The organism is Nonomuraea fuscirosea, from assembly GCF_003001935.1.
Classification (GTDB): domain Bacteria; phylum Actinomycetota; class Actinomycetes; order Streptosporangiales; family Streptosporangiaceae; genus Nonomuraea; species Nonomuraea fuscirosea.
The window spans coordinates 81,736-104,319 of the sequence record NZ_PVNG01000022.1 but is presented as its reverse complement, the minus strand read 5'-3'; the positions used below and the strand labels follow the sequence as shown (position 1 = coordinate 104,319).

General features: G+C 72.9%; 20 protein-coding genes. 10 read left to right on the top strand and 10 right to left on the bottom strand.

Annotation, left to right across the window (positions count from 1 at the left end):
* Window positions 1–60 precede the first annotated feature (60 nt).
* The 4 genes from B0I32_RS41235 to B0I32_RS41220 are packed head-to-tail and all read right to left on the bottom strand — an operon-like array spanning window position 61 to window position 3,738.
* Window positions 61–1,281 (bottom strand): ABC transporter permease, encoded by a 1,221-nt coding sequence (locus B0I32_RS41235; protein ID WP_245956353.1) that lies wholly within the window; start codon window positions 1,279–1,281, stop codon window positions 61–63.
* On the bottom strand, window positions 1,281–2,072 hold the full coding sequence (locus B0I32_RS41230) for an ABC transporter ATP-binding protein (protein WP_281262657.1): 792 nt from the start codon (window positions 2,070–2,072) through the stop codon (window positions 1,281–1,283). The genes B0I32_RS41235 and B0I32_RS41230 overlap by 1 nt, the downstream gene beginning before the upstream one ends.
* On the bottom strand, window positions 2,069–3,208 hold the full coding sequence (locus tag B0I32_RS41225) for an efflux RND transporter periplasmic adaptor subunit (RefSeq protein ID WP_106248983.1): 1,140 nt from the start codon (window positions 3,206–3,208) through the stop codon (window positions 2,069–2,071). Before B0I32_RS41225 ends, B0I32_RS41230 begins: the two co-directional genes overlap by 4 nt.
* On the bottom strand, window positions 3,208–3,738 hold the full coding sequence (locus tag B0I32_RS41220) for a hypothetical protein (protein ID WP_106248982.1): 531 nt from the start codon (window positions 3,736–3,738) through the stop codon (window positions 3,208–3,210). Before B0I32_RS41220 ends, B0I32_RS41225 begins: the two co-directional genes overlap by 1 nt.
* Before the next feature lie 195 nt (window positions 3,739–3,933).
* Here B0I32_RS41220 and B0I32_RS41215 point away from each other — a divergent pair, with 195 nt between their 5' ends.
* The 5 genes from B0I32_RS41215 (at window position 3,934) to B0I32_RS41195 (ending at window position 9,747) form a co-directional block, all read left to right on the top strand.
* A complete protein-coding gene (locus B0I32_RS41215) occupies window positions 3,934–4,590 on the top strand; it encodes a response regulator transcription factor (protein ID WP_106248980.1) in 657 nt (218 codons plus the stop codon).
* A complete protein-coding gene (locus B0I32_RS41210) occupies window positions 4,587–5,798 on the top strand; it encodes a sensor histidine kinase (RefSeq protein WP_106248979.1) in 1,212 nt (403 codons plus the stop codon). Before B0I32_RS41215 ends, B0I32_RS41210 begins: the two co-directional genes overlap by 4 nt.
* 141 nt (window positions 5,799–5,939) lie before the next feature.
* A complete protein-coding gene (locus B0I32_RS61165; RefSeq protein ID WP_281262656.1) occupies window positions 5,940–7,736 on the top strand; it encodes a serine/threonine protein kinase in 1,797 nt (598 codons plus the stop codon).
* Window positions 7,733–9,268, top strand: coding sequence for a serine/threonine protein kinase (locus tag B0I32_RS61160; protein ID WP_281262655.1), 1,536 nt, complete (start codon window positions 7,733–7,735; stop codon window positions 9,266–9,268). The genes B0I32_RS61165 and B0I32_RS61160 overlap by 4 nt, the downstream gene beginning before the upstream one ends.
* Window positions 9,269–9,321: 53 nt before the next feature.
* Entirely contained in the window at window positions 9,322–9,747 is a 426-nt protein-coding gene (locus B0I32_RS41195; protein ID WP_106248977.1) for a VOC family protein, read from the top strand.
* A gap of 12 nt (window positions 9,748–9,759) precedes the next feature.
* Here B0I32_RS41195 and B0I32_RS41190 read toward each other — a convergent pair whose 3' ends face one another.
* Together B0I32_RS41190 and B0I32_RS41180 are read right to left on the bottom strand one after the other, a co-directional pair.
* A complete protein-coding gene (locus B0I32_RS41190) occupies window positions 9,760–10,635 on the bottom strand; it encodes an SDR family oxidoreductase (RefSeq protein WP_106248975.1) in 876 nt (291 codons plus the stop codon).
* A 486-nt stretch (window positions 10,636–11,121) separates the two neighbouring features.
* Window positions 11,122–11,733, bottom strand: a complete 612-nt coding sequence (locus B0I32_RS41180) for a TetR/AcrR family transcriptional regulator (RefSeq protein ID WP_245956351.1) — start codon at window positions 11,731–11,733, stop codon at window positions 11,122–11,124.
* A 118-nt stretch (window positions 11,734–11,851) separates the two neighbouring features.
* Here B0I32_RS41180 and B0I32_RS41175 point away from each other — a divergent pair, with 118 nt between their 5' ends.
* The 5 genes from B0I32_RS41175 to B0I32_RS41155 all read left to right on the top strand — a co-directional run bounded on the left by B0I32_RS41175 (window position 11,852) and on the right by B0I32_RS41155 (window position 16,825).
* Entirely contained in the window at window positions 11,852–12,766 is a 915-nt protein-coding gene (locus tag B0I32_RS41175; RefSeq protein WP_106248973.1) for an NmrA/HSCARG family protein, read from the top strand.
* A gap of 74 nt (window positions 12,767–12,840) precedes the next feature.
* Window positions 12,841–13,323, top strand: a complete 483-nt coding sequence (locus tag B0I32_RS41170; RefSeq protein WP_106248971.1) for a hypothetical protein — start codon at window positions 12,841–12,843, stop codon at window positions 13,321–13,323.
* Window positions 13,324–13,440: 117 nt separating this feature from the next.
* On the top strand, window positions 13,441–14,211 hold the full coding sequence (locus tag B0I32_RS41165) for a hypothetical protein (protein ID WP_106248969.1): 771 nt from the start codon (window positions 13,441–13,443) through the stop codon (window positions 14,209–14,211).
* 236 nt (window positions 14,212–14,447) lie between these two features.
* Entirely contained in the window at window positions 14,448–15,845 is a 1,398-nt protein-coding gene (locus tag B0I32_RS41160) for a phenylacetate--CoA ligase family protein (RefSeq protein WP_106248967.1), read from the top strand.
* Window positions 15,842–16,825 (top strand): hypothetical protein, encoded by a 984-nt coding sequence (locus tag B0I32_RS41155; RefSeq protein WP_106248965.1) that lies wholly within the window; start codon window positions 15,842–15,844, stop codon window positions 16,823–16,825. Before B0I32_RS41160 ends, B0I32_RS41155 begins: the two co-directional genes overlap by 4 nt.
* 78 nt (window positions 16,826–16,903) lie before the next feature.
* Here B0I32_RS41155 and B0I32_RS41150 read toward each other — a convergent pair whose 3' ends face one another.
* The 4 genes from B0I32_RS41150 to B0I32_RS41135 all read right to left on the bottom strand — a co-directional run bounded on the left by B0I32_RS41150 (window position 16,904) and on the right by B0I32_RS41135 (window position 22,502).
* Window positions 16,904–19,864: an AfsR/SARP family transcriptional regulator gene (locus B0I32_RS41150; RefSeq protein ID WP_106248963.1), complete on the bottom strand. Its 2,961-nt coding sequence runs from the start codon at window positions 19,862–19,864 to the stop codon at window positions 16,904–16,906.
* Window positions 19,865–19,939: 75 nt separating this feature from the next.
* Window positions 19,940–20,221: a hypothetical protein gene (locus B0I32_RS41145; RefSeq protein WP_146178499.1), complete on the bottom strand. Its 282-nt coding sequence runs from the start codon at window positions 20,219–20,221 to the stop codon at window positions 19,940–19,942.
* A 279-nt stretch (window positions 20,222–20,500) separates the two neighbouring features.
* Window positions 20,501–21,940 carry a dihydrolipoyl dehydrogenase family protein gene (locus B0I32_RS41140; RefSeq protein ID WP_106248960.1) on the bottom strand — a complete coding sequence of 480 codons (1,440 nt, stop codon included), beginning with the start codon at window positions 21,938–21,940 and terminating at the stop codon, window positions 20,501–20,503.
* Window position 21,941: 1 nt separating this feature from the next.
* Entirely contained in the window at window positions 21,942–22,502 is a 561-nt protein-coding gene (locus tag B0I32_RS41135; RefSeq protein WP_106248958.1) for a hypothetical protein, read from the bottom strand.
* Window positions 22,503–22,584 lie beyond the last annotated feature (82 nt).

The following is a 22,584-nucleotide window of genomic DNA, read 5'->3' as shown; positions in this document are numbered from 1 at the left end:
GTCACGGGGTCGGACAGCGCCTCCGCCGGCGTCACGGGGTGAGCGACGCCTCCTTCGGGGTCACGGGGTGGCCAGCGCCTCCGTCGGGGAGAGGCGGGAGGCGCGGACGGCCGGGTAGAGGCCCGCGACGGCGCCGATGGCCAGGGTCGCGGCCAGGCCACCGAGCGTGGCCCAGGCCGGCACGACCGAGGGCCAGCCGCTGTAGAGGGCGTACCCCGTCGTCACCGCCGTCCCGAGCAGGATGCCGCCGAGCCCGCCCAGCGCCGACAGCAGCAGCGACTCCGCCAGGAACTGGGTGCGGATCTGCCCTCTGGTCGCCCCGAGCGAGCGGCGCAGGCCGATCTCCGCGCGGCGTTCCAGCACCGAGATGACCATCGTGTTGGCCACCCCGACCCCGCCCACCAGCAGCGCCACCGCGCCCACGCCCAGGAGCAGGTTGGCGAAGGCCTCGTTGGTCGCCTGCTTGGCGGCCAGCGCGTCGGACGGGCGGGAGACGTCCACCTCGTTCGGGGCCTGCGGGTTCGCCGTGCCCGCCAGCACCTGGCGTACGGACTCCAGCCTGGCCTCCTCCGCCCGCGTGTAGAGGACGGTCGGATGCCCGTCGAAGCCCAGCCGCTCCTCGGCCACGGGCCAGCCGACCAGGACGCCGCTGTCCAGCTCGTCGGCCAGCGCCACGGGCTCCAGCACGCCGACGACCGCGAACCGCACGCCGCCGACGACGATCTGCGTGTCCTCGCCGACCGGCCCGATGCCGAGCCGCCGGGCCGCGGCCGCGCCGATCACGGCGGCCGGGTACCGCTCCGTGGCCGCGTTGAGCCACCTCCCGCTGCGCAAGGTCGCGCCCACCGTGGCGGGCAGGTCGAGGCGGGCGGCATAGGCGTTGAGCCCGCCCGTCTGCGCCTTCGGGATCCGCTCCGAGCGGTAGACCTTCGCGTCGGCGACCTTTCCGATCGAGGAGGCCGCCTGTACCGGGCCGATCCGTTCGATCATGACCTCCGCGTCCACCGGCATCTGGGCCGCCTCGCCCATGAGCGTGGTGCCCGACGAGATGGTCAGCAGGTTCGTGCCCAGGGCCGACAGCTGGCGGTCGAGCTCCGCGCCGGACGAGGACGAGAGCCCGACCACGCCGACCATGGCCGCGATGCCGATGGCGATGCCCAGCGCTGAGAGGAACGCCCGCAGCGGGCGCGTGCGCAGGCCGACCGCGCCGACCCGCATCACGTCGCGCGGTCGCATCCTGGCCGGCGCCGGCTTCGGCCGCGGCACCTCGACGACCCCCATCACGCCACCCCCGATTCCACGGACCCGGACGAGACCGATCCGGACGACTTAGACCTGAACGACCCAGACTCAGACGACACGGACTCTTCCGAGAGCCCTTCCAAGGGCTCTGAGCCGGCGGCGGAGTCGGAGACGATCTCGCCGTCGCGCATGCGCACCTGCCGGGGCAGGCCGGCCGCGATCTCCCGGTCGTGGGTGATGATCAGGATGGTCGTGCCGCCCGCGTTCAGCTCGTGCAGCAGCTCCATCACCCCGGCGCCCGAGACCGAGTCGAGCGCGCCGGTCGGCTCGTCGGCCAGCAGCAGCGGCGGATCGCCCGCCACCGCCCTGGCGATGGCGACCCGCTGCCGCTCCCCGCCCGACAGTTCGTGGGGTTCGTGGTCCATGCGGTGCCCGAGGCCCACCCGTTCCAGCGCGACCGCCGCGCGGCGGCGCCGCTCGGCCCGGCCGAGGCCGGTGTAGACGAGGCCGTCGGCCACGTTGTCCAGCGCCGGAACCTTAGCGGCGAGGTGGAAGGACTGGAAGACGAACCCGATGGTGGTCGCCCGCAGCGCCGACAGCTGGTTGTCGGACAACGCCGAGACGTCGTACCCGTCGATGTGCAGGGTTCCGGAGGAGGGCCGGTCGAGGGTGCCGACGACGTTGAGCATGGTCGACTTCCCCGACCCGGACGGGCCGGCGATGGCGACGAGCTCGCCGTGGCCGATCCGCAGCGACACCGACCTGAGTGCAGCCACGCCGCCGGGATACGTCCGGGACACGTCCCTCAGGTCGATCATGGGGTACGTCATTTCGCCAGCCCCACGGTCATGCCCTCGCTCAGTCCGTCGCCCGAGACCTCGACCCGGCCGCCCGCGTACAGGCCGGTCTCGACCCCGACGTAACGGGACTTCCCGCCCTCGACGACCTCAAGGCCGAACCCGCCCTCCTGCAGCGCCACGAGCGCCGCGATCGGCACGGTCAGCACGTTCTTGCGCTGCGCGGCGGTGAAGGTCACGTCCACCGAGGCCTTGTCGAGCCCCTTCGCGGCCTTGGCGGCGCCGATCGAGACCAGCGCCTCCACCCGCGTCTGCGGCTCCTCCTGCCCCTCCCCCGGCACGATGACCGTGGCCACCTCGGTGACCTTGCCCTTGACGTCCTTGCCGTCCGGCAGCGTGACCTCGACCTTGGCGCCCTTCCTGGCCATCCGCTGGTCCTCGGCGTCGAGCTGGACCGTGATCACCTTGGCCGTCCCCGTGTACGTCAGGACCTTCATGCCCGGCGTGACCGGCGCGCCCTCCTCGGTGTCGAGGCTCTCCACGCGCACCCTGCCCGGGGCGAACACGACCCGCCCCAGCTCGACCACGCCGGTCTCCGCCAGGCCGCGATCCTCCTGCCACTCCATGACGGCCTGGGCGGTGTCCCAGGTGAACTCGTCGTCCACGGTGAACCCGTCGTAGCCGAGCTTGTCGAGGTTGCGCTCCAGGTTCTCGACGTCCTTGCCCTCCATGCCGGAGCGCAGGTCGCGGTAGGCGGGCCGGTCGCCGTACATGAGCACGACCGGCTTGTCGTCCACCCGGAACAGCGACCGGCCGCAGCTGATCGTGGCGCCGCTGGCGGGCAGCCAGGTGACGGTGCCGGGCTGCCTGCTCACGGCGGTGGTGACGGGGCCGTAGCCGAGCTCGCCGTCGGCGTCCCTGGTGTCGTTCAGCGTCTGCCTGGTCACCGTCGTGGTCGCGGGCGGCAGCACGGCGGCCGCCCTGGTCGGTCCCGCGCCCGCCTCCAGCACGCCCGCGCCGTTCACCGCGACGAGCGCGCCGCCCGCGAGGGCGGCCACCGCCAGCAGCCCGGCCACCAGCCGGCCCCTGCCGCGGCGGCGCCGGCGCGGCGGCGGGGCCGCGCGCTCCGCCGTGCCGTCGAGGGTGCTCCCTTCGGTCACCGGGCCCATCAGGAACCTCCCATACCGGCCTCGGCGGACTCCTTCTGGCACTTCTCCTGCGCGGACTTGAAGTCGGGGTCGCCGCCGACGTCGGGGGTGATGCGCATCATGCCGCCCTCGGGGTCGGGGTAGTTCTCGACGCCGTTGTCCCGCATGCACTGGGCGAGTTTGCGCAGGTTCTCGCCCATCTTGGGGTCTCCGCCGCCCTTCCGCTGACCGCTCGGGGCGTACTGCTTGCACGCGTCCTGGGCCGCCTGGACCTTCTCCTGGGGCGTGTTCTTGTCGAACCTCATCGTGAACCTGCCGCTGGAGTCGGGGTCGGGCACGTCGATGCCGTTCTCGCGCATGCACTGGGCGAACTTGAGCGCCTTCTCCTGCGGGTCCTCGCTCGGCTTGGCCGCGGCCGTGCCCTGGCTCGCCGCGCCCGTGCTCACCGAGGCCACGTCCGCCCCTCCCCCGCCGTCCGAGCCGCAGCCCGCCAGGACCAGGGTGAGCGTGAGCGGCGCCGTGACCAGCGCGCCGAGGATTCGTCCTCGCATGACAGTTCCCTCCGTCGGACGCCGGCGGGTGAATGCCGGCGGATGAATGCCGTTCGAGGGGAGATGCAATAGCTCCGGGCGTTTCCTCAGCGTTTCCGCCTGGCGGATTATCCAGAACGCGGCGGCTTATCCGGAACGGATATCCGTTCCGTCACACTCAGCTTCGTAAGCGGACGGAAAGGACCTGAGAACGCCATGCGGGTGCTGGTGGTTGAGGACGAGCCGATGCTCGCCGACGCGATCGCCGAGTGGCTGCGCGAGGAGACCCACGCGGTCGATCTGGCGCACGACGGCGCGGCCGCGCTGGAGCGGATCGCGGTCAACGACTACGACGTGGTCGTGCTGGACCGCGACCTGCCGCGCGTGCACGGCGACGAGGTCTGCCGGGAGATGGTGGCCTCCGAGTGCGCCGCCCGGGTGCTGATGCTCACGGCCGCCGCCCAGCTCGACGACCGGGTGAGCGGGCTGTCCCTGGGCGCCGACGACTACCTGCCCAAGCCGTTCGCCTTCCCCGAGCTGGCCGCCAGGGTCCTCGCGCTCGGCCGGCGCTCGCGGCCGGCCGTGCCGCCCGTGCTGCGCCGGGCCGGGATCACGCTCGACCCGGCGCGCAGGGAGGTGTTCAGGAACGGGCGGTTCGTGCCGCTGTCGAAGAAGGAGTTCGCCGTCCTGACCGAGCTGCTGCGCGCGAACGGCGCCGTCGTGTCGGCCGAGCAGCTGCTGGAGAAGGCCTGGGACGAGCACGCCGACCCGTTCACCGGGGCGGTCCGGCTGACCATACTCAAGCTGCGCCGCAAGCTCGCCGACCCGCCGGTCGTGCAGACCGTGGCCGGGGTGGGGTACCGGATCGCATGAGACTCTCCCCGTCTGGTCCGCCGCGGCCCACGCTCCGGCTGCGGCTCACGGCCGTGTACGGGGCGCTGTTCCTCCTCGCCGGGCTGGCTCTGCTGGGGGTCACGTACCTGCTGTTCAACCAGCAGCTCGACCGGACCTTCGAGGAGCGGTTCGCCTCCTCCGAGCCAGGCCGGACCAAGCAGGTCTTCCTGACCAGGGACGGCGTCACCGTCTACGGCGAGGAGGCGAAGGAGTGGCTGCGGCAGCAGGAGGCGGGGATCCAGTCCGCCGCGCTCACCTCGCTGCTCACGCAGGGCGCCGTCGCGCTGGTCGTGGTCGGGGGCGGGGCCGTGGGGCTGGGCTGGGTGGTGGCGGGGCGCATGCTCGCGCCGCTGCGGCTGGTCACCGACACCGCGCGCAGGATCGCCGCCGCCCCCATGGCCGAACGCGGGCTGCACGAACGCATCGCGCTGAACGGCCCCGCCGACGAGGTCAAGGACCTTGCCGACACGTTCGACACCATGGTGGAGCGGCTCGACCACTCCTTCGACGGGCAGCGCAGGTTCGTGGCCAACGCCTCGCACGAGCTGCGCACGCCGCTGACGCTGAACCGGGCGCTGGTCGAGCTGGCCATGCACCGCCGTACGGCCACGAGTGAGGTCAAGGAGCTGGGCGAGAGCCTGCTGGAGATCAACACCCGGCACGAACGGCTCATCAACGGGCTGTTGCTGCTGGCCAGATCCGAGCAGGACGTCGCGGACCGCTCGCCGGTGGACCTGGCCGACGTGGTGACGCACGTGGCCGCGCAGAGCGCCGACGAGGCCGCCGACCGCAAGGTCACGTTGTACGAGGTCACCGCGCCCGCCCCGACGACCGGGGACGCGCTGCTGCTCGAACGGCTCGTGCACAACCTGGTGGAGAACGGCCTGCGCTACAACCTCGACGACGGCACCGGGTGGGTGCGGGTCGTCAGCCGGACCGTGTCCGAGCATCGGGTGGAGGTGGAGGTGAGCAACACCGGGCCGAGCGTGGCGCCGTACGACGTGCCGCTGCTGTTCAAGCCGTTCCACCGGCACCGGCCCGAGCGGACGGTGACCGGGACCAGCGCGGGGCTGGGGCTGTCGATCGTGCGGTCGGTGGCGGTGGCGCACGGGGGTGACGTCAGGGCGCGGCCCAGGGAGGGCGGCGGGCTGATCGTGGTGGCGGCACTGCCCCGGGCGCGGGACTGACGCGGTCGGGCCCGGGCCTGGTGTGGTGGCCGTCGCTCTCGAACGAAGCTTCGGTGGGTGTATGACTTCACCACAAATCCTGATCTGAGTCGCTATCGTACGTAAAGATCTGCCGCACCCGTCTCAGGAGTCACTTCTCTCATGGCGAACGTCGAACCGCTGCGGGAGGACGACCCACCGGCGGCAGGGCCGTACCGGCTGCTCGGCCGCCTCGGCGCGGGCGGGCAGGGCACCGTCTACCTCGGGCAGGCGCCCGACGGCCGGCGGGTCGCGGTCAAGGTGCTGCGGGGCGGCGCCGGGTTCGGCGCGCGGTTCGCCAAGGAGATCGAGGCGGCGCGGCGGGTGGAGCCGTTCTGCATCGCGCAGGTGCTGGACGCCTCGCCGGACGACCGGCAGCCGTACATCGTGACCGAGTACGTCGAAGGCCCCTCGCTCCAGCAGGCGGGCCGCCACACCGGAGCGGACCTGCAGCGGCTCGCGGTCGCCACGGCCACCGCGCTGGCCGCCATCCATCAGGCCGGGGTCGTGCACCGCGACTTCAAACCCGCGAACGTGCTGCTCGGGCCCGGCGGGCCGCGCGTCATCGACTTCGGCATCGCCCGCGCCATGGACGACCCCGTCACGCACAGCGGCGCGATCGTGGGGACGCTCTCCTACATGGCGCCCGAGCAGCTCGCGGGCGAACCGCTCGGGCCGGCGGCGGACGTGTTCGCGTGGGCGTCGGTGATGGTGTGGGCGGGGACGGGCGCGCCGCCGTTCGGCCAGGACACGATGCCCGCGATCATCAACCGGATCCTGCACAACGAGCCGCACCTGGGCGAGCTGCCGCACGGGCTGCGCGCGATCGTGTACGACTGCCTGGCCAAGGATCCGAGACGACGGCCGACGATGCGGGACGTCATCCTGCGCCTCCTCAGCGGCCAGAACCCCGGCCCACCACCGCAGCCCGGAGCGGAGGCGGCGTCGGGCGGCTGGGCACACCACACTCCCCCACCGGGCCCGCCGAGCACGGGACCCCAGGATGCGGGATCCCAGGGCGCGGGATCCCAGGATGCGAGATCCCAGGGCGCGTGGTTCCAGGGCGCGGGGTTCCAGGATGCGGGACCCCAGGCTGCGGGACCGGGTCCGTGGGGGCCGGGGCAGGGCCCGCTGATGGGGCCCGGAGTTGGGCCTGGGCATGCGCCGGGACCTGGGCCTGGGTCTCGGGGGCGGCGGCGGGGGTCGGCGTTGGTGGCTGTGGCCGGCGGGGTGGGCGGGGTCTTGGTGGCGGCGCTCGTCGCCGGGGTGGTCTGGGTCGCCCCCTGGTCGGGCTGGCAGGGCGCGGCGTTCCTCTCCGCGGGCTCCCCCACCCCGGACGCCACGTCCGACGCCGGCCAGGACTCCGATCCGGACGCCGATCCGGACGACACGGCGGGCAGGACGGCCGAGCCCGGTCACAAGCCCACGAAGACCACGTCCAAGCCCCGTACCACCGCCCCTGAAACCCAGAGACCCACCCAGAAGCCCACCTCAACCCCCACCTCGACCCCCACCAGGACCCGCACACCGGCGCGCACGAGCGCCCGCCCGACCCCAGCCCCGACCAGGACCACCAGGAAACCGGCCACCAGTGCCAGGATCAGCATCCTGCAGATCGACCTGTCCGGCGGCCCCGGCCAATCGGGCGCGAGCGGCTGCTACATGCCCCCGGTGCACTTCCAGACGCAGGTGGAGTCGAGCAGGCCGGGCATCTGGATCTCGTACAAATGGGCCATCGACGGCCGGGTCCGCGTGAACAGCAGATCGTGGGTGTCGGAGGGCGAATACACGGCGTTCGTGACGTCCGGGCAGTACATGCTGGACGCCGGCCGTCACACGATCACCCTGAACGTCACCGCGCCCGCCGCCACCCGCAAGAGCATCACGATCGACGTCTGCTCCATGGACGACTACCAATGACGCCCGAGGCCATCGGCCCCTACCGGATCGTCGGCACACTCGGGGAGGGCGGCCAGGGGATCGTCTACCTGGGCTCCGCCCCCGACGGCACGCGCGTCGCCATCAAGGTGCTGCGCGAGGGCGTGATCGGTGACGGCCGCTTCGCCAAGGAGATCGCCGCCGCGCGGCGGGTGGAGCCGTTCTGCATCGCGCAGGTGCTGGACGCCTCGCTGGGCGGGCGGCCGTACATCGTGACCGAGTACGTCGAGGGGCCCTCGCTCCAGCAGGCCGGCCCGCACACGGGGGCGGACCTGCAACGCCTGGCCGTCGCCACCGCCACCGCGCTGGCCGCCATCCACCGGGCCGGGGTCGTGCACCGCGACTTCAAGCCGGCGAACGTGCTGCTCGGCCGCGACGGGGCGCGCGTCATCGACTTCGGCATCGCCCGCGCGATGGACGACGCGGTGACCCGTACCAGCAGCATCGTGGGGACGCCCGCGTACATGGCTCCCGAGCAGTTCCTCGGCGCGCCCGCCGCACCGGCCGTGGACGTGTTCGCGTGGGGGTCGGTGATGGTGTACGCGGCCACCGGCGCGCCACCGTTCGGCAACGACTCGCTGCCCGCGGTGCTCCGGCGGATCCAGTACGAGGAGCCGCGGCTGGACGGCGTGCCCGAACCGCTGCGCTCGATCGTGCGCACCTGCCTGGCCAAGGACCCCGCGGCCCGTCCGGCCATGCAGGACGTCCTCTTCCAGCTCATCGGCGCCTCCCCCGCACGCCCGGCCCAGCCACCCCACCCGGCCCCCTTCCCCGCAGGACCGCCTTTCCCCGCCGCGGCCGGCGGACCCGGCCGGGACGGGGGCTTCGCGCATGGGAGGACCGGTCCTACGCGCACCTCGTCCCGCAACCATCTCGTGCTCGCACTCCTGGCCGGCGGTACGGCGGTCGTCGTGACGACGGGGGTGGCCGCGGCGGTGGTGTGGTGGCCTACCTGGCGCGGCGGCCCCGGCACGAGCGCCGCCATCACCGGCGCGGCCTCCACCCCCGCCTCGACCCGCCCGACCGGCAAGGCCAAGCAGTCGGCCAAGACCCTGAGCCCTCCCAAGACTCCGAAGACGCCGAAGGTTTCGCGGACCCCCACAACCCCGAAGACTCCCAGACACACGCCCACCTCCACGTCGGTCCCCACGAAGAAGACCGCGACACCGACGGTGAAGCCGACCACCGCCAAGCCCACCACCGCCAAGCCGTCCACCGCCGGCGGCGTCAGGTCGGTGGCGTTCACCTATGAGGGCATCAGGCTGGGCGACTGCTGGCGCTACGACATGAACATCTGGGCCAAGGTCTCGGCCACCGGCACCTACAGCTACCGCTGGCTGGTCAACGGCCAGAACCAGGGCCGGCAGTCGGGCACGTCGGCGTCCCGGCCGCTGCTCCCGTCCATCACGTGGAAGCAGGAGGGCACGTACCGCGTGGTCTTCGAGGTGATCACCCCGGCCCGCAGCCAGAAGAGCGTCACGGTGAACATCTGCGACTTCGACAAGGGCTGGTGAGCTTCCCGCGGCGGCGGGTACCTAGTGATCATCTCGGAAAGGAGATTCCCCCTATGACCACGCCCGCACGTCCCCGGTTCCACCTCGCCGTCCCCGTGGACGACCTCGACGCGGCCCGCCACTTCTACGGCGATCTGATCGGTTGCGCCCAGGGCCGCAGCTCGGGCACCTGGATCGACTGGAACCTGCGCGGGCACCAGTTCGTCACCCATCTGGCGCCGTCGCGGGCGCAGCGGGCGCACAACCCGGTGGACGGCCACGACGTCCCCGTGCCGCATTTCGGGTTGATCCTCACGATTCCGGAGTTCCACCAGCTGGCCGGCCGGTTCCGGGAGGCGGGCATCGCGTTCGTCATCGAGCCGTACCTGCGTTTCGAGGGGCTGCCGGGCGAGCAGTGGACGATGTTCCTGCTCGATCCGGCCGGCAACGCCCTGGAGTTCAAGGCGTTCGCGGACGACTCTCAGGTGTTCGCCGTCTGACCGGCTCCGCTCTCAAGTGCTCACCGCCTGAGCAGATCCACTCTCAGGTGTTCGCCGCCTGAGGAGATCCGCGAAGGTCGTGGCCGGTTCGCCGGTGAGGACGGGGATCGCGTCGGTGACCCCTTCGAGCTCCCCGGCCGCGATCGCCAGGTAGGTCGACACCCAGGCCTCGACCTGCCACGCGGGCGCACCATAGACCCGGCGCGACTCGTACGCCTCCGCCACCGTCTCCTCGTGATAGGCGACCTCCCGCCCGGTCACCTCGGTCATGGTGGCGGCCACCTCCTCCAGCGTCAGCGCCTGAGGCCCGGTGAGGTCGTACGTCGCCCCTTCGTGCGGTCCCGGCCGCAGCAGCACGCCGGCCGCCGCCCGCGCGATGTCGTCCTGGGCCACGGCCGCCACCCGCCCGCGCCCCGCCGGCCCCCTGATCACGCCGTCGTCGCCGGCCATGGCGGGCAGGAAGTCGGCGTACAGGTTGTCGCGCAGGAAGGTGAAGGCCAGCCCGCTCTCGCGGATGCACTGCTCGGTGGCCCAGTGATCGCGCGCCAGCGTGAACGTGGCCTCGGGAGCGGCGCCGTAGAAGGAGACGTACACCAGATGAGCCACCTCGGCGTCACGGGCGGCGGCCACGAAGGCGCGGTGCCGGTCGAGACGGTCGGCGCTCTCCGACCCGGACACGAACAGCACGGTCGAGGCCCCGTCGAGCGCCCGCCGCATCGCCGCCGGGTCACCGTATTCGGCATCGACGGCCGTCGCGCGATCGAGCCGGGGCGCGCGCCCGACGGCCCGCCGCGAGACGAGCCGCTGCTCGGCACCGGCCTCGGCCAGCAGCGCGGCGATCCTGCCACCAAGCGCACCGGTGGCACCCGTCGTGACGATGAACGACATACCCGAACCCTACGACCACCGCCCCGCCCACCGTCAGCCGGTCGGCCAGATCAAGCGGCGCGAGCAATCCGCCGGTCGTACAGAGCCTTCCCGAAGGGCAGCGCCTCGCGGATGGCGATCCGCTCGGGATCTTCGTCCGGCGAGAGCGTCGGTTCCCAGCGGGTCACCGGGATCGACCGGCCCGTGGATGGCGGGATCGGACAGGTCTGAGGGGCTTCCGCGGTCGCGGGGGTCTCCGTCGTCTTCTCTTCACCGACCCTCATCCTTTACGGCAGAGCCGACGGCACCGCCACCCTCCGCACGTGGCTGAGGGCCTCCAGGAAAACGGCCGCTGAGCCCGCACAGGGCCGGGCGCCGTCACGTGCGCAACGTTGACCATCCACGTGGTCACCGGTTCACCGCGGGGACGCCGCCACCCGCGGCATGGGCGGCCGTCCCGCGTGGTCACCGGTTCACCATGGCGACGCCGCCACCCGCCCCGCGTGGTCACCGGTTCACCACCTGGGGTCCCTCAGGGCGGATTCCGGTGAGGGCGAGGGTGAGCAGGCGGTCGGCGTGGGTGGTGCCGTCGGGGTCGTGTTCGACGGCCAGGCAGATGGCGTTGACGAGGGTGAGCAGGTCCGTGATCGAGACCTCGGGGCGTGCGGCGTTCGCCCGGCAGGCGCGGGCCAGCAGGTCTGCTCCGGCGTCGGTGATCATCGTGTGGCAGGTGGCGCCCCAGGCGGGATCGCCGTCGTGGGCGCCGCGCATCAGCGAGGCGGCCAGGCCCCGGTTGGACACGGCGTGCCGGGCGACCGCTCCCAGCCAGGTCGCCAGCGCCCGCCCCGGGTCGGGGTCGGCGGCCAGGTCGGCGGCGACGGCGCACAGGTCCTCGACCTTGTCGCGGAAGACGGCCTCCAGCAGCCGCTGCCGGGAGGGGAAGTGGCGGTGCAGCGTGGCCGAGCCGACGCCGGCCCGCCGCGCGACCTCCTCCAACGACGCCTCGGCTCCCTGCTCGGCGATGGCCTCGGCGGCGGCGGTCAGGATGCGGTCGTAGTTGCGGCGGGCGTCCGCGCGCATCGGCCGCACGGATGCGGTCGTACGGCTGTCGGGCGGCATGTGTGCTCCGGCGGGCTTGCGTAAACGGGGTGGCCCTCCATATCGTACTCACCCATAACCGGGGGGCCACCCCACTTAGGGAGTTGGCCGCCGCGTGCCTACCGTCTGGAGACATTTCGTGAAGACCATCGTGGTCGTGGGAGCGACCGGCCTGCAGGGCCGGGCCGTGACAGCGCAGCTGCTCGCCGGCGGCTGGCGGGTACGGGCGGTGACGCGCGATCCGGACGCCCCGGCGGCCCGCGCGCTGGCACAGGCGGGCGCCGAACTCGTCCGCGCCGAGATGGACGACCCCGCCTCCCTCGTCGCCGCCGCCGAAGACGCCCACGGCCTGTTCAGCGTGCAGCCCACCGTCGGATCCCCGGGCACCCCCGCGGGCTTCTCGGCCGAGGACGAGGTCCGCTGGGGCCGCAACGTCGCCGACGCGGCACACGCCGCCGGCGTCCGGCACCTGGTCTACGCCTCGCTGGCCGGCGCGGGCCGCCACGACACCGAGAGACTGCCGGGCAACGTGATCAGCAAGTGGCGGGTCGAACAGCACATCATCCGGCTGGGCCTGCCCGCGACCTTCCTGCGCCCGGTCTCCTTCATGGAGAACTACACCGGCGCGTACCACCTGCACGACGACACCGTCGCGACCGCGTTCGCCGCCGACGTACCGCAGCAGATCATGGCCGTCGACGACGTCGGCGTCTTCGCCGCGCTGGCCTTCGCCCAGCCGGGCGAGTGGATCGGCCGCGCGGTCGACCTGGCCGGCGACGAACTCACCCCGCGCCGGATCGCCGCCGAGATCTCCGAAGCCGTCGGCCGGCCGCTGCCGTACGTGGAGATCCCGATCGAGACGATCGCGCGGATCGGCGAGGAGTTCGCCTACGCCTACACCTGGCTGAACGAACGCGGCTACCGCGCCGACGTCGCCTTCACCCGCGCCCTGCACCCCGGCCTGATGGACCTGCGTACCTGGCTGCGACGGACCGGAGCGGCCCAGATCTCCGCCTTCCTGGCCGCCCAGGGCACCGCGGAACGCCCTGGGTGAAGCCGAGCAGAAGCCGATCTGCAGCGGGTCGTTGTTTGACTGGTCTGGTCCGAACGCTGAGAAAGGACCCGATCATGCGGAGCTTCATGAAGCGACGGCCCGGAGTCGCGTCGGCCTCTGTCGTCGTTCTCGCGCTCGTCACGGCGCTGTCCGCGGGCGCGCCGGCGGCGCAGGCGAAGGAGTCGGAAAGCCAGGGGGCCGGTGCCGGCACGGCGGCGTGGGAGCCGTGGATGCAGTTCTTCGGTCCGCACGAGACCGTGACCCCCGACGCGTCCACACTGCTCAGAGACACCATGCTGCACAACTGCGACAGCGAGTACGCGTGCCTGGCCGCCGGTGAGGGCGACGGCGAGCACACCGTCTTCGAGGTGACCTACTGCAGGCCGGACGACCGCTGGGTGTCCAACTTCATCGGCGACGGCGCCGTCTCCAACCACCAGGTCAACAACGCGAAGGTCGTCCTGATGGACAAGAACAAGAAGACGCTGCGGACCATCGACGCGGGCAAGATCGTTCGCGTCGACTGGGATCCGGTCTACTACATCGACGTATGTTGACGCACGCGTTGTAGGTGATCGGTCTTCTCGCCCGGCCAGGACGAGCGGCATTCTGTGACAACCGAGTGCACGTTCACCCCGTCTCCCTTGTGCACCGTCCGTCGCAGAGGAGCCGCCGTGCGTGTCCCGCTGGCCGTCTTAGCCGCCGTGATCTTGTCCTGCGCCGCCTCTCCCGCCGCACACGGGACGGCCTCCGCCAAGGTCCAGGAGGTCGTGGAATATGAGTGCACCACCAGGGCCACGCAAGAAAAGCAGTCCGTCAGCATCGACGTCGGGCTGACGGTGCCGGCGCAGGCCACGGTGAAGACACAGATGACCATCGGCTGGACCGGCGCCTACGCGGCGGGCTCCCAGTTGCTCGCCCCCGAGACGGGCCTGGAGGGCGAGGTGAACATGTACGTCTACGCGGGCATCAGCGGTATCGACGGTTTGACCTCGGCCACCGGAGTCGCGCCGCTCGACGCCGTCGTGCCGGGCGAGCCCATCGTGCTCCCCTCGACGGCCGAGGTGCGGACGACGCCGGGGAAGCCCGGCAGCGGCACGGTGCACGCGGCCGCGATCAACTTCGGCCCCCGCCCTCAGGGGCCGGTGATCGAGTGTGAGGTGAAGGACAAGGACTCCCTGAAGGAGTACCCCCTCACGGTCGCCGGGGCGGGCCAGTCCCCGAGCGAGAGCCCCAGCCCCGACGCCACCGACACGGAGACCTCCGAACCCACCGAGACGGAGACCCCCGCCGAAACCCCGGAGGAGACTCCCACCGGAGGGGTGGCGACGGGGGCCGGTGGGGAGGCGGGGCCGGATGGGCGGATGGTGGTGGCGGCGGGGCTCGTGATCACGGTGGCCGCGCTCGCCGGTCTCCGCCGGCGCAGGCCGAAGAGAGCCCTGTAGCGGCTCTGTAGTCACTTTGTAGGGCCTGAACTGATCGTTGCCGTGTGAGAGGGGGCGTCGAGCCCCGTCCTGGGAACGAGAGGGAGAGCCCATGATCAAGACCGCTCGCCGTTACGCCAAGTACGCCGTCAGCGCCCTGTCCACCGCGGTGTTCGTGCACATCGGCTGACCCGCCGGGCAGGTTCACGCCCCCCGGGGGATCAGCCCCCGGGGGGAACGGCGGAGGAAGGTGAGGCGTGTTCGGCACAGCGATGCGGCAACTGGGCTACGCGTGGACGATGATGTCCGGCCGGCGGTTCCGGATCCGGGACGTGCGCGCGCTGGTGGACGACACGCGGGCCACCATGGAGGCGTTCGGGTCGCCCGGTGAGGGCTCCGACGACATGCTGGCCGCCGCCGATCCGGAGATCCAGGAGGATCTCACGAAGCGGCGCCTGCGCAGGACGATGAAGCACGCGCTGGCGGAGGTCCCCTACTACCGCCGCCTCGGCGAGCCTGGCATGGCCCTCGCCGATCTGCCCCCGACGCCCAAGCAGGCGCTGCGCGGCATGCCGGCCGCCTTCGTGTCGGACCGGGCCCGTCCCGCCGTGCTGGCCCACACCACTGGGACGACGGGCAGCCCCACGCTGGTCTGGTTCTCCGCGTACGAGGTCGAGCTGATGTCCTCGATGGCGGCGCTGGCGCTCATGCTGACCGGCGGGGTGCGCGAGGAGCATCTCTGGGCCAACGCCATCAGCTCGCGGTCGATCGCCCAGGTGGTGGCCGAGCGGGCGGTGCCCATGACGGGCGCCGGGTTCGTGCATCTCGGCATGATCGATCCGCGCACCGCCCTCGACCGGCTGGCCACACCGCTGCACGTGCCCGGCAAGCGCCCGCTGATCAGCCATGTCAACGTGACCGCGTCCTATCTCGCGGCACTCGTCCAGGAGGCCGAGCGGAGCGGCTGGAGCCCGCGCGACTTCGGGCTGATCGAGGTGTGGTCGGGCGGTGAGGTGCTGACCGACGCGCTGCGGGTGCGGGCCGAGGAGGTGCTGGGCGCCAAGGTCTTCGACGGCTACTCGATGACGGAGATCGCCCCGGTCACCGGGCAGGTGTGCGACGACGGGCACCTGCATCTGCCGGCCGACCAGGGGCTGGTGGAGGTGCTGGACCCGGTCACGCTGGAGCCGGCCGCGCCGGACACGACCGGGGTCCTCGTCATCACCCCGTACTCCTCCTTCCGCGACACCACCCTCCTGCTCCGGTACGTGACCGGCGACCTGGTCAAGACGCTGCCCGAGTCCGCGCCCGCGACGTGCGCGATGGCGGCGATCCCGGCGACCTCCCGCGTTCTCGGCCGCCTCACCGGGACGGACGGCCTGACCACCCGCGACGTCCTCGACCTGCTCCAGGGCGAGCGGGCGCTGCCGCTGCCGACGAGGTACGCGGTCGAGGACGACGTCCTGTTCGTGGTGTCGGGCAAGGACGACCCGACCCTGCTCAGCCGGTTGGAGGAGCGGGCCACCGGGCTGCCGATCAAGGGCATCGCCCTGGTCGAGACCCCCGACGACCTGCCTACCCCCTGCCAGGTCAGGGCGGACCTGATCGAGCACAGCTTCGAGCACGCCGCCCCCGTACCGCTAGGAGTCCGGTGATCCCGCACGTCCTCGGCCTGCACGCGCTCATCGCGCTGACGGTCGCGCTGTCCGCCTGGTTCCTGTCCCGTTACACGATCCCGCGTCCGCCGGTGGGCCGGTTCGTCCGCGCCGACATCGCCGTCATGGTCGTCGCGCTGGTGGCCATGCCGTTCGCGTACCTGCACGTGCCGGTCGCGATCGTGGTGTCGGTGTTCGGGGTGGTGGTGTTCACGTTCACCCAGCTGACGCTGGCCCCGGTGCTGGGCGGGCGGGTGGCCGGGTTCGCCGCGCTGGTGCTGTGCGGCGGGGACGTGGCGGCGTACTTCGCCGGGTGGAGCGGCGTCGTCCTGGTGCTGAACGACGTGGCGGTCGTCCTGCTGGTCGTGGGCGCGGTCAACCTGTGGGTGCAGACGGCCATCAGCCCCGCGCAGGTGGCGGCGCTGGCCGCGGCGCTGACCCTGTACGACACGCTGGCCACGGGTCTCACCTCGCTGACGCTGGAGTTCGTGGCGCGGCTGGACGGGCTGCCGTTCGCGCCGGTGCTGGCCACGCGGGGCGCTCCCGAGCCGTCGCTGGTCGGGCTCGGTGACTGTCTCATGCTGACGTTGTGGCCGCTGGTGGCGTACCGGAGTTACGGGCGGGTCGCGGGGTGGACGGCGGCCGGCGTGGACGCGGCGCTGCTGGCGGTCGTGGTGGCGGCCTTCCTCGGCGGGGGCGGCGCGGTGCCGCTGCTGACCACGCTGGGGCCGCTGATCGTGGTGCAGTGGCTGTACTGGCGGTCGCGTCCCGTGCCCGTGCCGAGCCGGCCCGAGGTGGAGCGGGCGCTGGAGTTCGTTCCCGAGCCGGCGCACGCCGTCGCGGCGCAGGGCCGGTGGGTGGCGCTGGCGGACGGCGGCGTCGTGGGCGAGGGGCCGACGCCCGGCGCGGCCCGGCGGGCGGCCAGGCAGTCGGGCGCCGAGACGGTGCCCGTGGTCACGTTCCTGCAGCCGGTCGAGTGAGCCGCCCGCGGGCACTGCGGCCGGTCGAGTGAGCCGTCCGCGAGCGCCGCAGCCGGTCGGGCAGGGCGTGCGTACACGTCACGCGGAATCGGCGAGGTAGGCGGACACCTGGGCGGCCTCCGGCCCGTGTTCGAACAGCCGCAGCGCCTCCCGCCACACCGCCTCCGCCCGCTCGCGTTCCCCCACCCCGGCGTGCGCCCGGCCGAGCTCCCTGAGCACCCGGGCCCGCCACACGGGCGGCCCGTCCGGCCCGAGCCGCTCGTACGCGCCGGCCAGCAGCGCGAGCGCTTCCGCCGCCCGCTCCTGACGCAGCCGCACCTCCCCGAGCGCGTACGTGGCCAGCGCCTCCCCCAGCCCGTCCCCGCTCTCGCGGAAGAGCGAGCGGGCCCCGTCGAGCGCGTCCACGGCCTCGTCGAAGCGCCCGAGCGCCCCTAACGCCTCGCCCAGCCGGCGCAGCACCTTGCCGGCCGCCACCCGGTGCCCGATGACCTCGCTGATCAGCAAGCTCTCCCGGTAGTAGCGGACCGCCTCGGCCGCCTCACCGCTCAGGTAGCAGGCCGTGCCCAGCGCCCGCAGCAGGTCGCCGCGCACCCGCCGGTCGTCGCCGGCCCCGGCCAGCCGGTCCTGGCAGAGCCGCCTGGCCTCGGCGTGCCGTCCCAGCTCCATGTGGATCCAGATCGGCCAGGTCCAGGCGTAGTCCAGCCCGCCGGTGTCGCCCAGCTCCTCCAGCAGGCCGATGGCCCGCTGGGCGTCGTCGAGCGCCTCGTCCATCAGCCCGGCCCCGTGGTGGCAGGCCGCCCGGTTGATCAGCGCGTACGCGGCCCCGTGCCGGTCCCCGATCCGCTGGAAGCCGTCGTACAGCCGGCTGAAGTGATCCCCGGCCGTGCCGAAGGCGCCACGTGACAGCGGCACCCCCGCCAGCAGCAGCTCCGCCCGCAGCGCGGTGCGCTCGTCGCGGGCGGCCGCGATCACGGCCCGCTGCGTCCGCTCGACGTCGTCGAGGAAGCCTTCGAGGTTCAGGTACGCCGACAGGTGGTGCGCCAGCTCGGCCGCCTCCGCGACCAGCCCGAGCTCGACCGCGGCCGAGACGCTGTGGACGAGCGTCCTGCGCTCGGCCGTCAGCCAGCCGATGCCGGCGCCCTCCGGCAGCGGCTCGGGCTTCTCCAGCAGGTACGGCGGCGCGGTCGGGATGGGTAGGTCGCTGGTGGCCGCCCTGATCCGGCGCAGGCACTCCAGCACGTGACGTCCCAGCGCGGCCCGTCGCTCCTCGGGACTGTCCTCGGCCAGGGCGCGTTCCTCGGCGTAGACGCGCAGCAGGTCGTGCAGGCGGTAACGCGGCTGCCCGGCTTCGTCGATCTCCCTGGAGTCGAGCATGCCCGCCGCGACCAGGGTCTCCAGCGCCGCGTCCGCCTCCAGGCCGGTGCGGCCGAGCAGCGCGGCGGCCGACCATTCCGCGATGCTGCCCAGGTCCGCCAGCCCGATCAGCCGGAACGCGCGCCGGGCCGGCTCGGGCAGGGCGGCGTAGCTGCCGCCGAACGTGCCGCGGACGTCGAGCCCGCCCACGACCAGCTCGTCCAGCCGCCGGTCGGCGAGCCGGCCGGCGAACTCGCGGACCGGCCAGGCGGGGCGGATGGCCAGCCGCGCCCCCGCCACCCTGATCGCCAGCGGCAGCATGCCGCAGGCGCGCAGGATGTCCAGCTCGGCGTCCGGCGCGGCCCCCAGCCGGGCCCCGCCGGCGATCCGTTCGAGCAGCAGCCGGGCGTCGTCCTCGCCGGGCAGGTCCAGCGGTAACCGGGTGGCGCCTTCCAGCACGGGCAGGCGCGACCTGGAGGTGACCAGCACGCAGCACCGGGCCGTGCCGGGCAGCAGGGGGCGTACCTGGGTCTCGTCCTGGGCGTCGTCGAGCACGATGAGCACCGCGAGGTCGGCCAGGCGCTGGCGCAGCAGCCTGGCCCGTTCCTCCAGGTGCTCCGGGATGAGCGTGCCGTCCACGCCGAGCGAGCGCAGCAGCTCGCTGAGCAGGTCGGCGGGACGGCGCGGCCCGGCGGCGTCGCGGCCGAGCCGCAGGAAGACCTGCCCGTCGGGGTAGTCGGCGCGTAACCGGTGGGCGGCGTGCACGGTCAGCGTCGTCTTGCCGACGCCGGGCAGGCCGGAGACGACGACGATCGGCGGTGAGCCGCGCTCCCGCCGCGCCCGCGCCGCCGTGAGCAGCACTTCCAGCTCGGCCTCGCGGCCGACGAAGTCGGAGGTGTCGGCGGGCAGCTGGCACGAAGGACCCAGGAACGCCGGCGCGCCCGGGCGTACGCTCAGCGCCGGGTCCCCGGCCAGCAGCGCGGCGTGCAGCTCGGCCAGCTCGGGGCCCGGCTCGATGCCGAGTTCGCCGGCGAGCAGCGCGCGGGCCTCGCGGAAGGCGTCGAGCGCCTCGCTGCGCCGGCCGCTGCGGTGCAGGGCGAGCATGAGCTGCGCCCACGACCGCTCGCGCAGCGGATGGGCGGCGACCACGGTGCGCAGCTCGGCCACGAGGTCGTCCCGCCCGAGTTCGAGCCGTACGTCGATCCACTCGGACCTGGCCAGGACGAGCTGCTCCTCCAGCTCGGCGATCCTGGCGGCCATCACGCCGCCGAGCCTGGCGTCCTCGGCCGGGCTGCCCTGCCACAGCGCCACCGCCTCGCCGTAGGCGCGCTCGGCGGCCTGCCGCTCCCCCGCCTCCCTGGCCCGCCTGGCCCGGCGCACCGCCTCCTCGAACGCCAGCAGGTCGAGCTGGTCGGGCGGCAGTTCGCAGGCGTACCCGGAGGACTCGGTGCGCAGGCGCAGCGAGGTGCCGCGCAGGGCGTGGCGGAGCTGGGAGAGGTAGGTCTGCACGTTGGCGACGGCGGACCTGGGCGGATCGTCCCAGACGGCGGCGATCAGGCGCTCGGTGGAGACCACGACGCGGGGGTGCATGAGCAGGGTGGCTAGGACGGCCCGCTGCTTGGCGCTGAGGTGCACGGGTCCGTCGGGTCCGTGCGCGCGCAGGGGGCCCAGAACGGCGAACTCCATGGTGGCAGCCCTCCCGATGCTTCCGGTTGATCACCTTATCCGAGCGGCACGGCCGATGAATCGGCATATATCGGGTTACGTCATTGCATGTCGGTTGGTCAAACCATTGAACTCGCGCCACGCGGGCGTCACGGTTCCGTGTACGTCGCCAAGACCAGCAAGGACGACGCCACCGGCACCGAGGAAGACCCGCTCGCCACGATTGAACGCGCCCGCGACGCCCTGACCGGCCGGACCAGCGAACGCAGGCCGGGCGTCGTCCGCAACCGCGTCGTCAACAGCAGGCTGCACGACCTGGGCGGCGGCGGCGTCTTCACCGCGGGCGGCGACCGCGACTCGCCCGAACGCGGTGACCACGTGGTGGAGCACAACGAGATCTACGACTTCTCGAAGCTGGCCACGTACACGCCGGCCGGCTACATGTACGGCGTCGGCAACACGTTCCGCTACAACGACGTCCACGACGCGCCGCACATGGCGATTCCGCCGGGCCTGGGTGAAGGAGGGGAACAGGACGTTCGCCCTGGACGGCATCGGGCCGGCCGCGAGCTGACGACGGTAAGGCCCAGGCCGTCCTGGCCTGGGCCTCTACCACGGTCGCGAGCCACCCCGAGGGCTCGCGGGGTGCCGTGCCGATCAGCGGCCGTACGTCTCCAGCAGCCGCAGCCACACCTCGGAGATCGTGGGGTACGACGGGACCGCGTGCCACAGCCGGTCCAGCGGCACCTCGCCGACGACCGCGATCGTCGCGGCGTGCAGCAGCTCGGCGGTGTCCGGGCCGACGAGCGTGAAGCCGACGATCACCTTGCGGTCCTCGTCGACGACCATGCGGGCGTGCCCCCGGTAGCCGTCGGCGTGCAGCGAGGAGCCGGCCACGGCGCCGAGGTCGTAGTCGACGACGCGGGTCCTGATCCCGGCGGCCTCGGCGGCGGCCGCGGTCAGCCCCACCGACGCGAGCTCCGGGTCGGTGAAGACGACCTGGGGCACCGCGCGCTCGTCGGCCGTGGCCACGTGCCGGCCCCAGCGGCCGTCGTCGACCGCCTCGCCCTTCGCCCGCGCCACGATGACGTCGCCGGCCGCGCGGGCCTGGTACTTGCCCTGGTGGGTGAGCAGCACCCGGTGGTTGACGTCGCCGGCCGCGTACAGCCAGCCGTCCCCGACCGGGGTCCCGTCCGCTCCGAGCACCCGCAGCGTGTCGTCCACCGTGAGCCAGGCGCCCGGCTTCAGGCCGACGGCGCCGAGGCCGATGTCCTGGGTGTTCGGCGTACGGCCGACCGCCACCAGGACCTCGTCCGCCTCGACCTGACCGCCGTCGGCCGTGGTGATGCGCACCGTTCCGGTCTCGTCGCGGTGCACCGACGCGGCCTCCGCGCCGAGGCGCACCGAGACGCCGGCCTCACGCAGCGCCTCGGTGACCCGCTCTCCGGCGAACGGCTCGGCCTGCGGCAGCACGCCGTCGCGGGCCAGCATCGTCACCGTGGAGCCGAGCGCGGCGTAGGCGGTCGCCATCTCCGAGGCCACCACGCCACCGCCGATGATCGCGAGCCGGCCGGGGACCGCGGCCGCGGCGGCCGCCTCCCTGCTGGTCCACGGGGCGGCCTCGCGCAGGCCGGGCAGGTCGGGCACCAGCGCGCCGGTCCCGGTCGCGACGACCACCGCGTGCCGCGCCCTCAACGTGACCTGGACGCCGTCGGCGCCGGTGACCTCGACCGTCTTCTCGGCCACGATCCGGCCCTGGCCCCTGTGCAGGGCGATACCGGCCGATTCGAGCCAGGCCACCTGGCCGTCGTCCTTCCAGTGCGAGGCGAAGGAGTCGCGCCGGCCCAGCACCGCGGCCGCGTCGAGCTCACCGGTCACCGCCTCACGCGCTCCGGGCAGCTGCCGCGCCGCCCTTAACGCCGCCGCGCTGCGCAGCAGGGCCTTGGTCGGCATGCAGGCCCAGTAGGAGCATTCTCCGCCGACCAGCTCGCGTTCGACGATGGCGGCGCTCAGCCCGCCCTGCACCGCCCGGTCGGCGACGTTCTCGCCGACAGGGCCGGCTCCGAGAACGATGACGTCGTAGGTGTGCTCGCTCATGTCACTTGCCCTTCGCGGCGCGGCCGAGACGCAGGGCCGAGATGAGGAAGAAGATGCCGCCGGGGATGGCGTAGCCGGCCGCGTTGGCCAGCGTCGGGTTGGCGGCGGAGGCGCCGAGGATGAACGAGGAGCCGGCGAGGACGGAGATGCCGCCGCTGAGGATCATCGGCCACTGGCCGCCCATCTTGCGGCGGGGGACGGCCACGATGAGCTGGACCAGCCCGGCCACGATCGCCCAGGCGCCCCACACGCGCAGGACCGCGGGGATGCCGGAGGTGCTCGCGACGGCGACGGCGATGGCGGTGATCGAGCTGACCGCGACGTTCACGTACAGGAGCGTCGGCGATCCGGTGGAGCGGGACGAGCGGGCGTCCACGATGGCGGCGCCGACGTCGAACAGGGGGTAGAGCACCAGCAGGGTGACCGCGAGCGGTCCCAGGTTCATCGCGGTGGTGAACATCACGAGGGCCCAGATGATGGCGAACGCGAAGCGGACGAAGTAGAGCCGCCGCAGTGCGGACGCGGTGGTGGAGATGCCGGATGAAGCAGCGATGGCGCTCATGACGAGCCTTTCCGTGGGGATTTCCACAAGACCGAACGTTCTATCGCCCCGAGTATGGTCCCGTCGCGCGAGCACTGTCAAG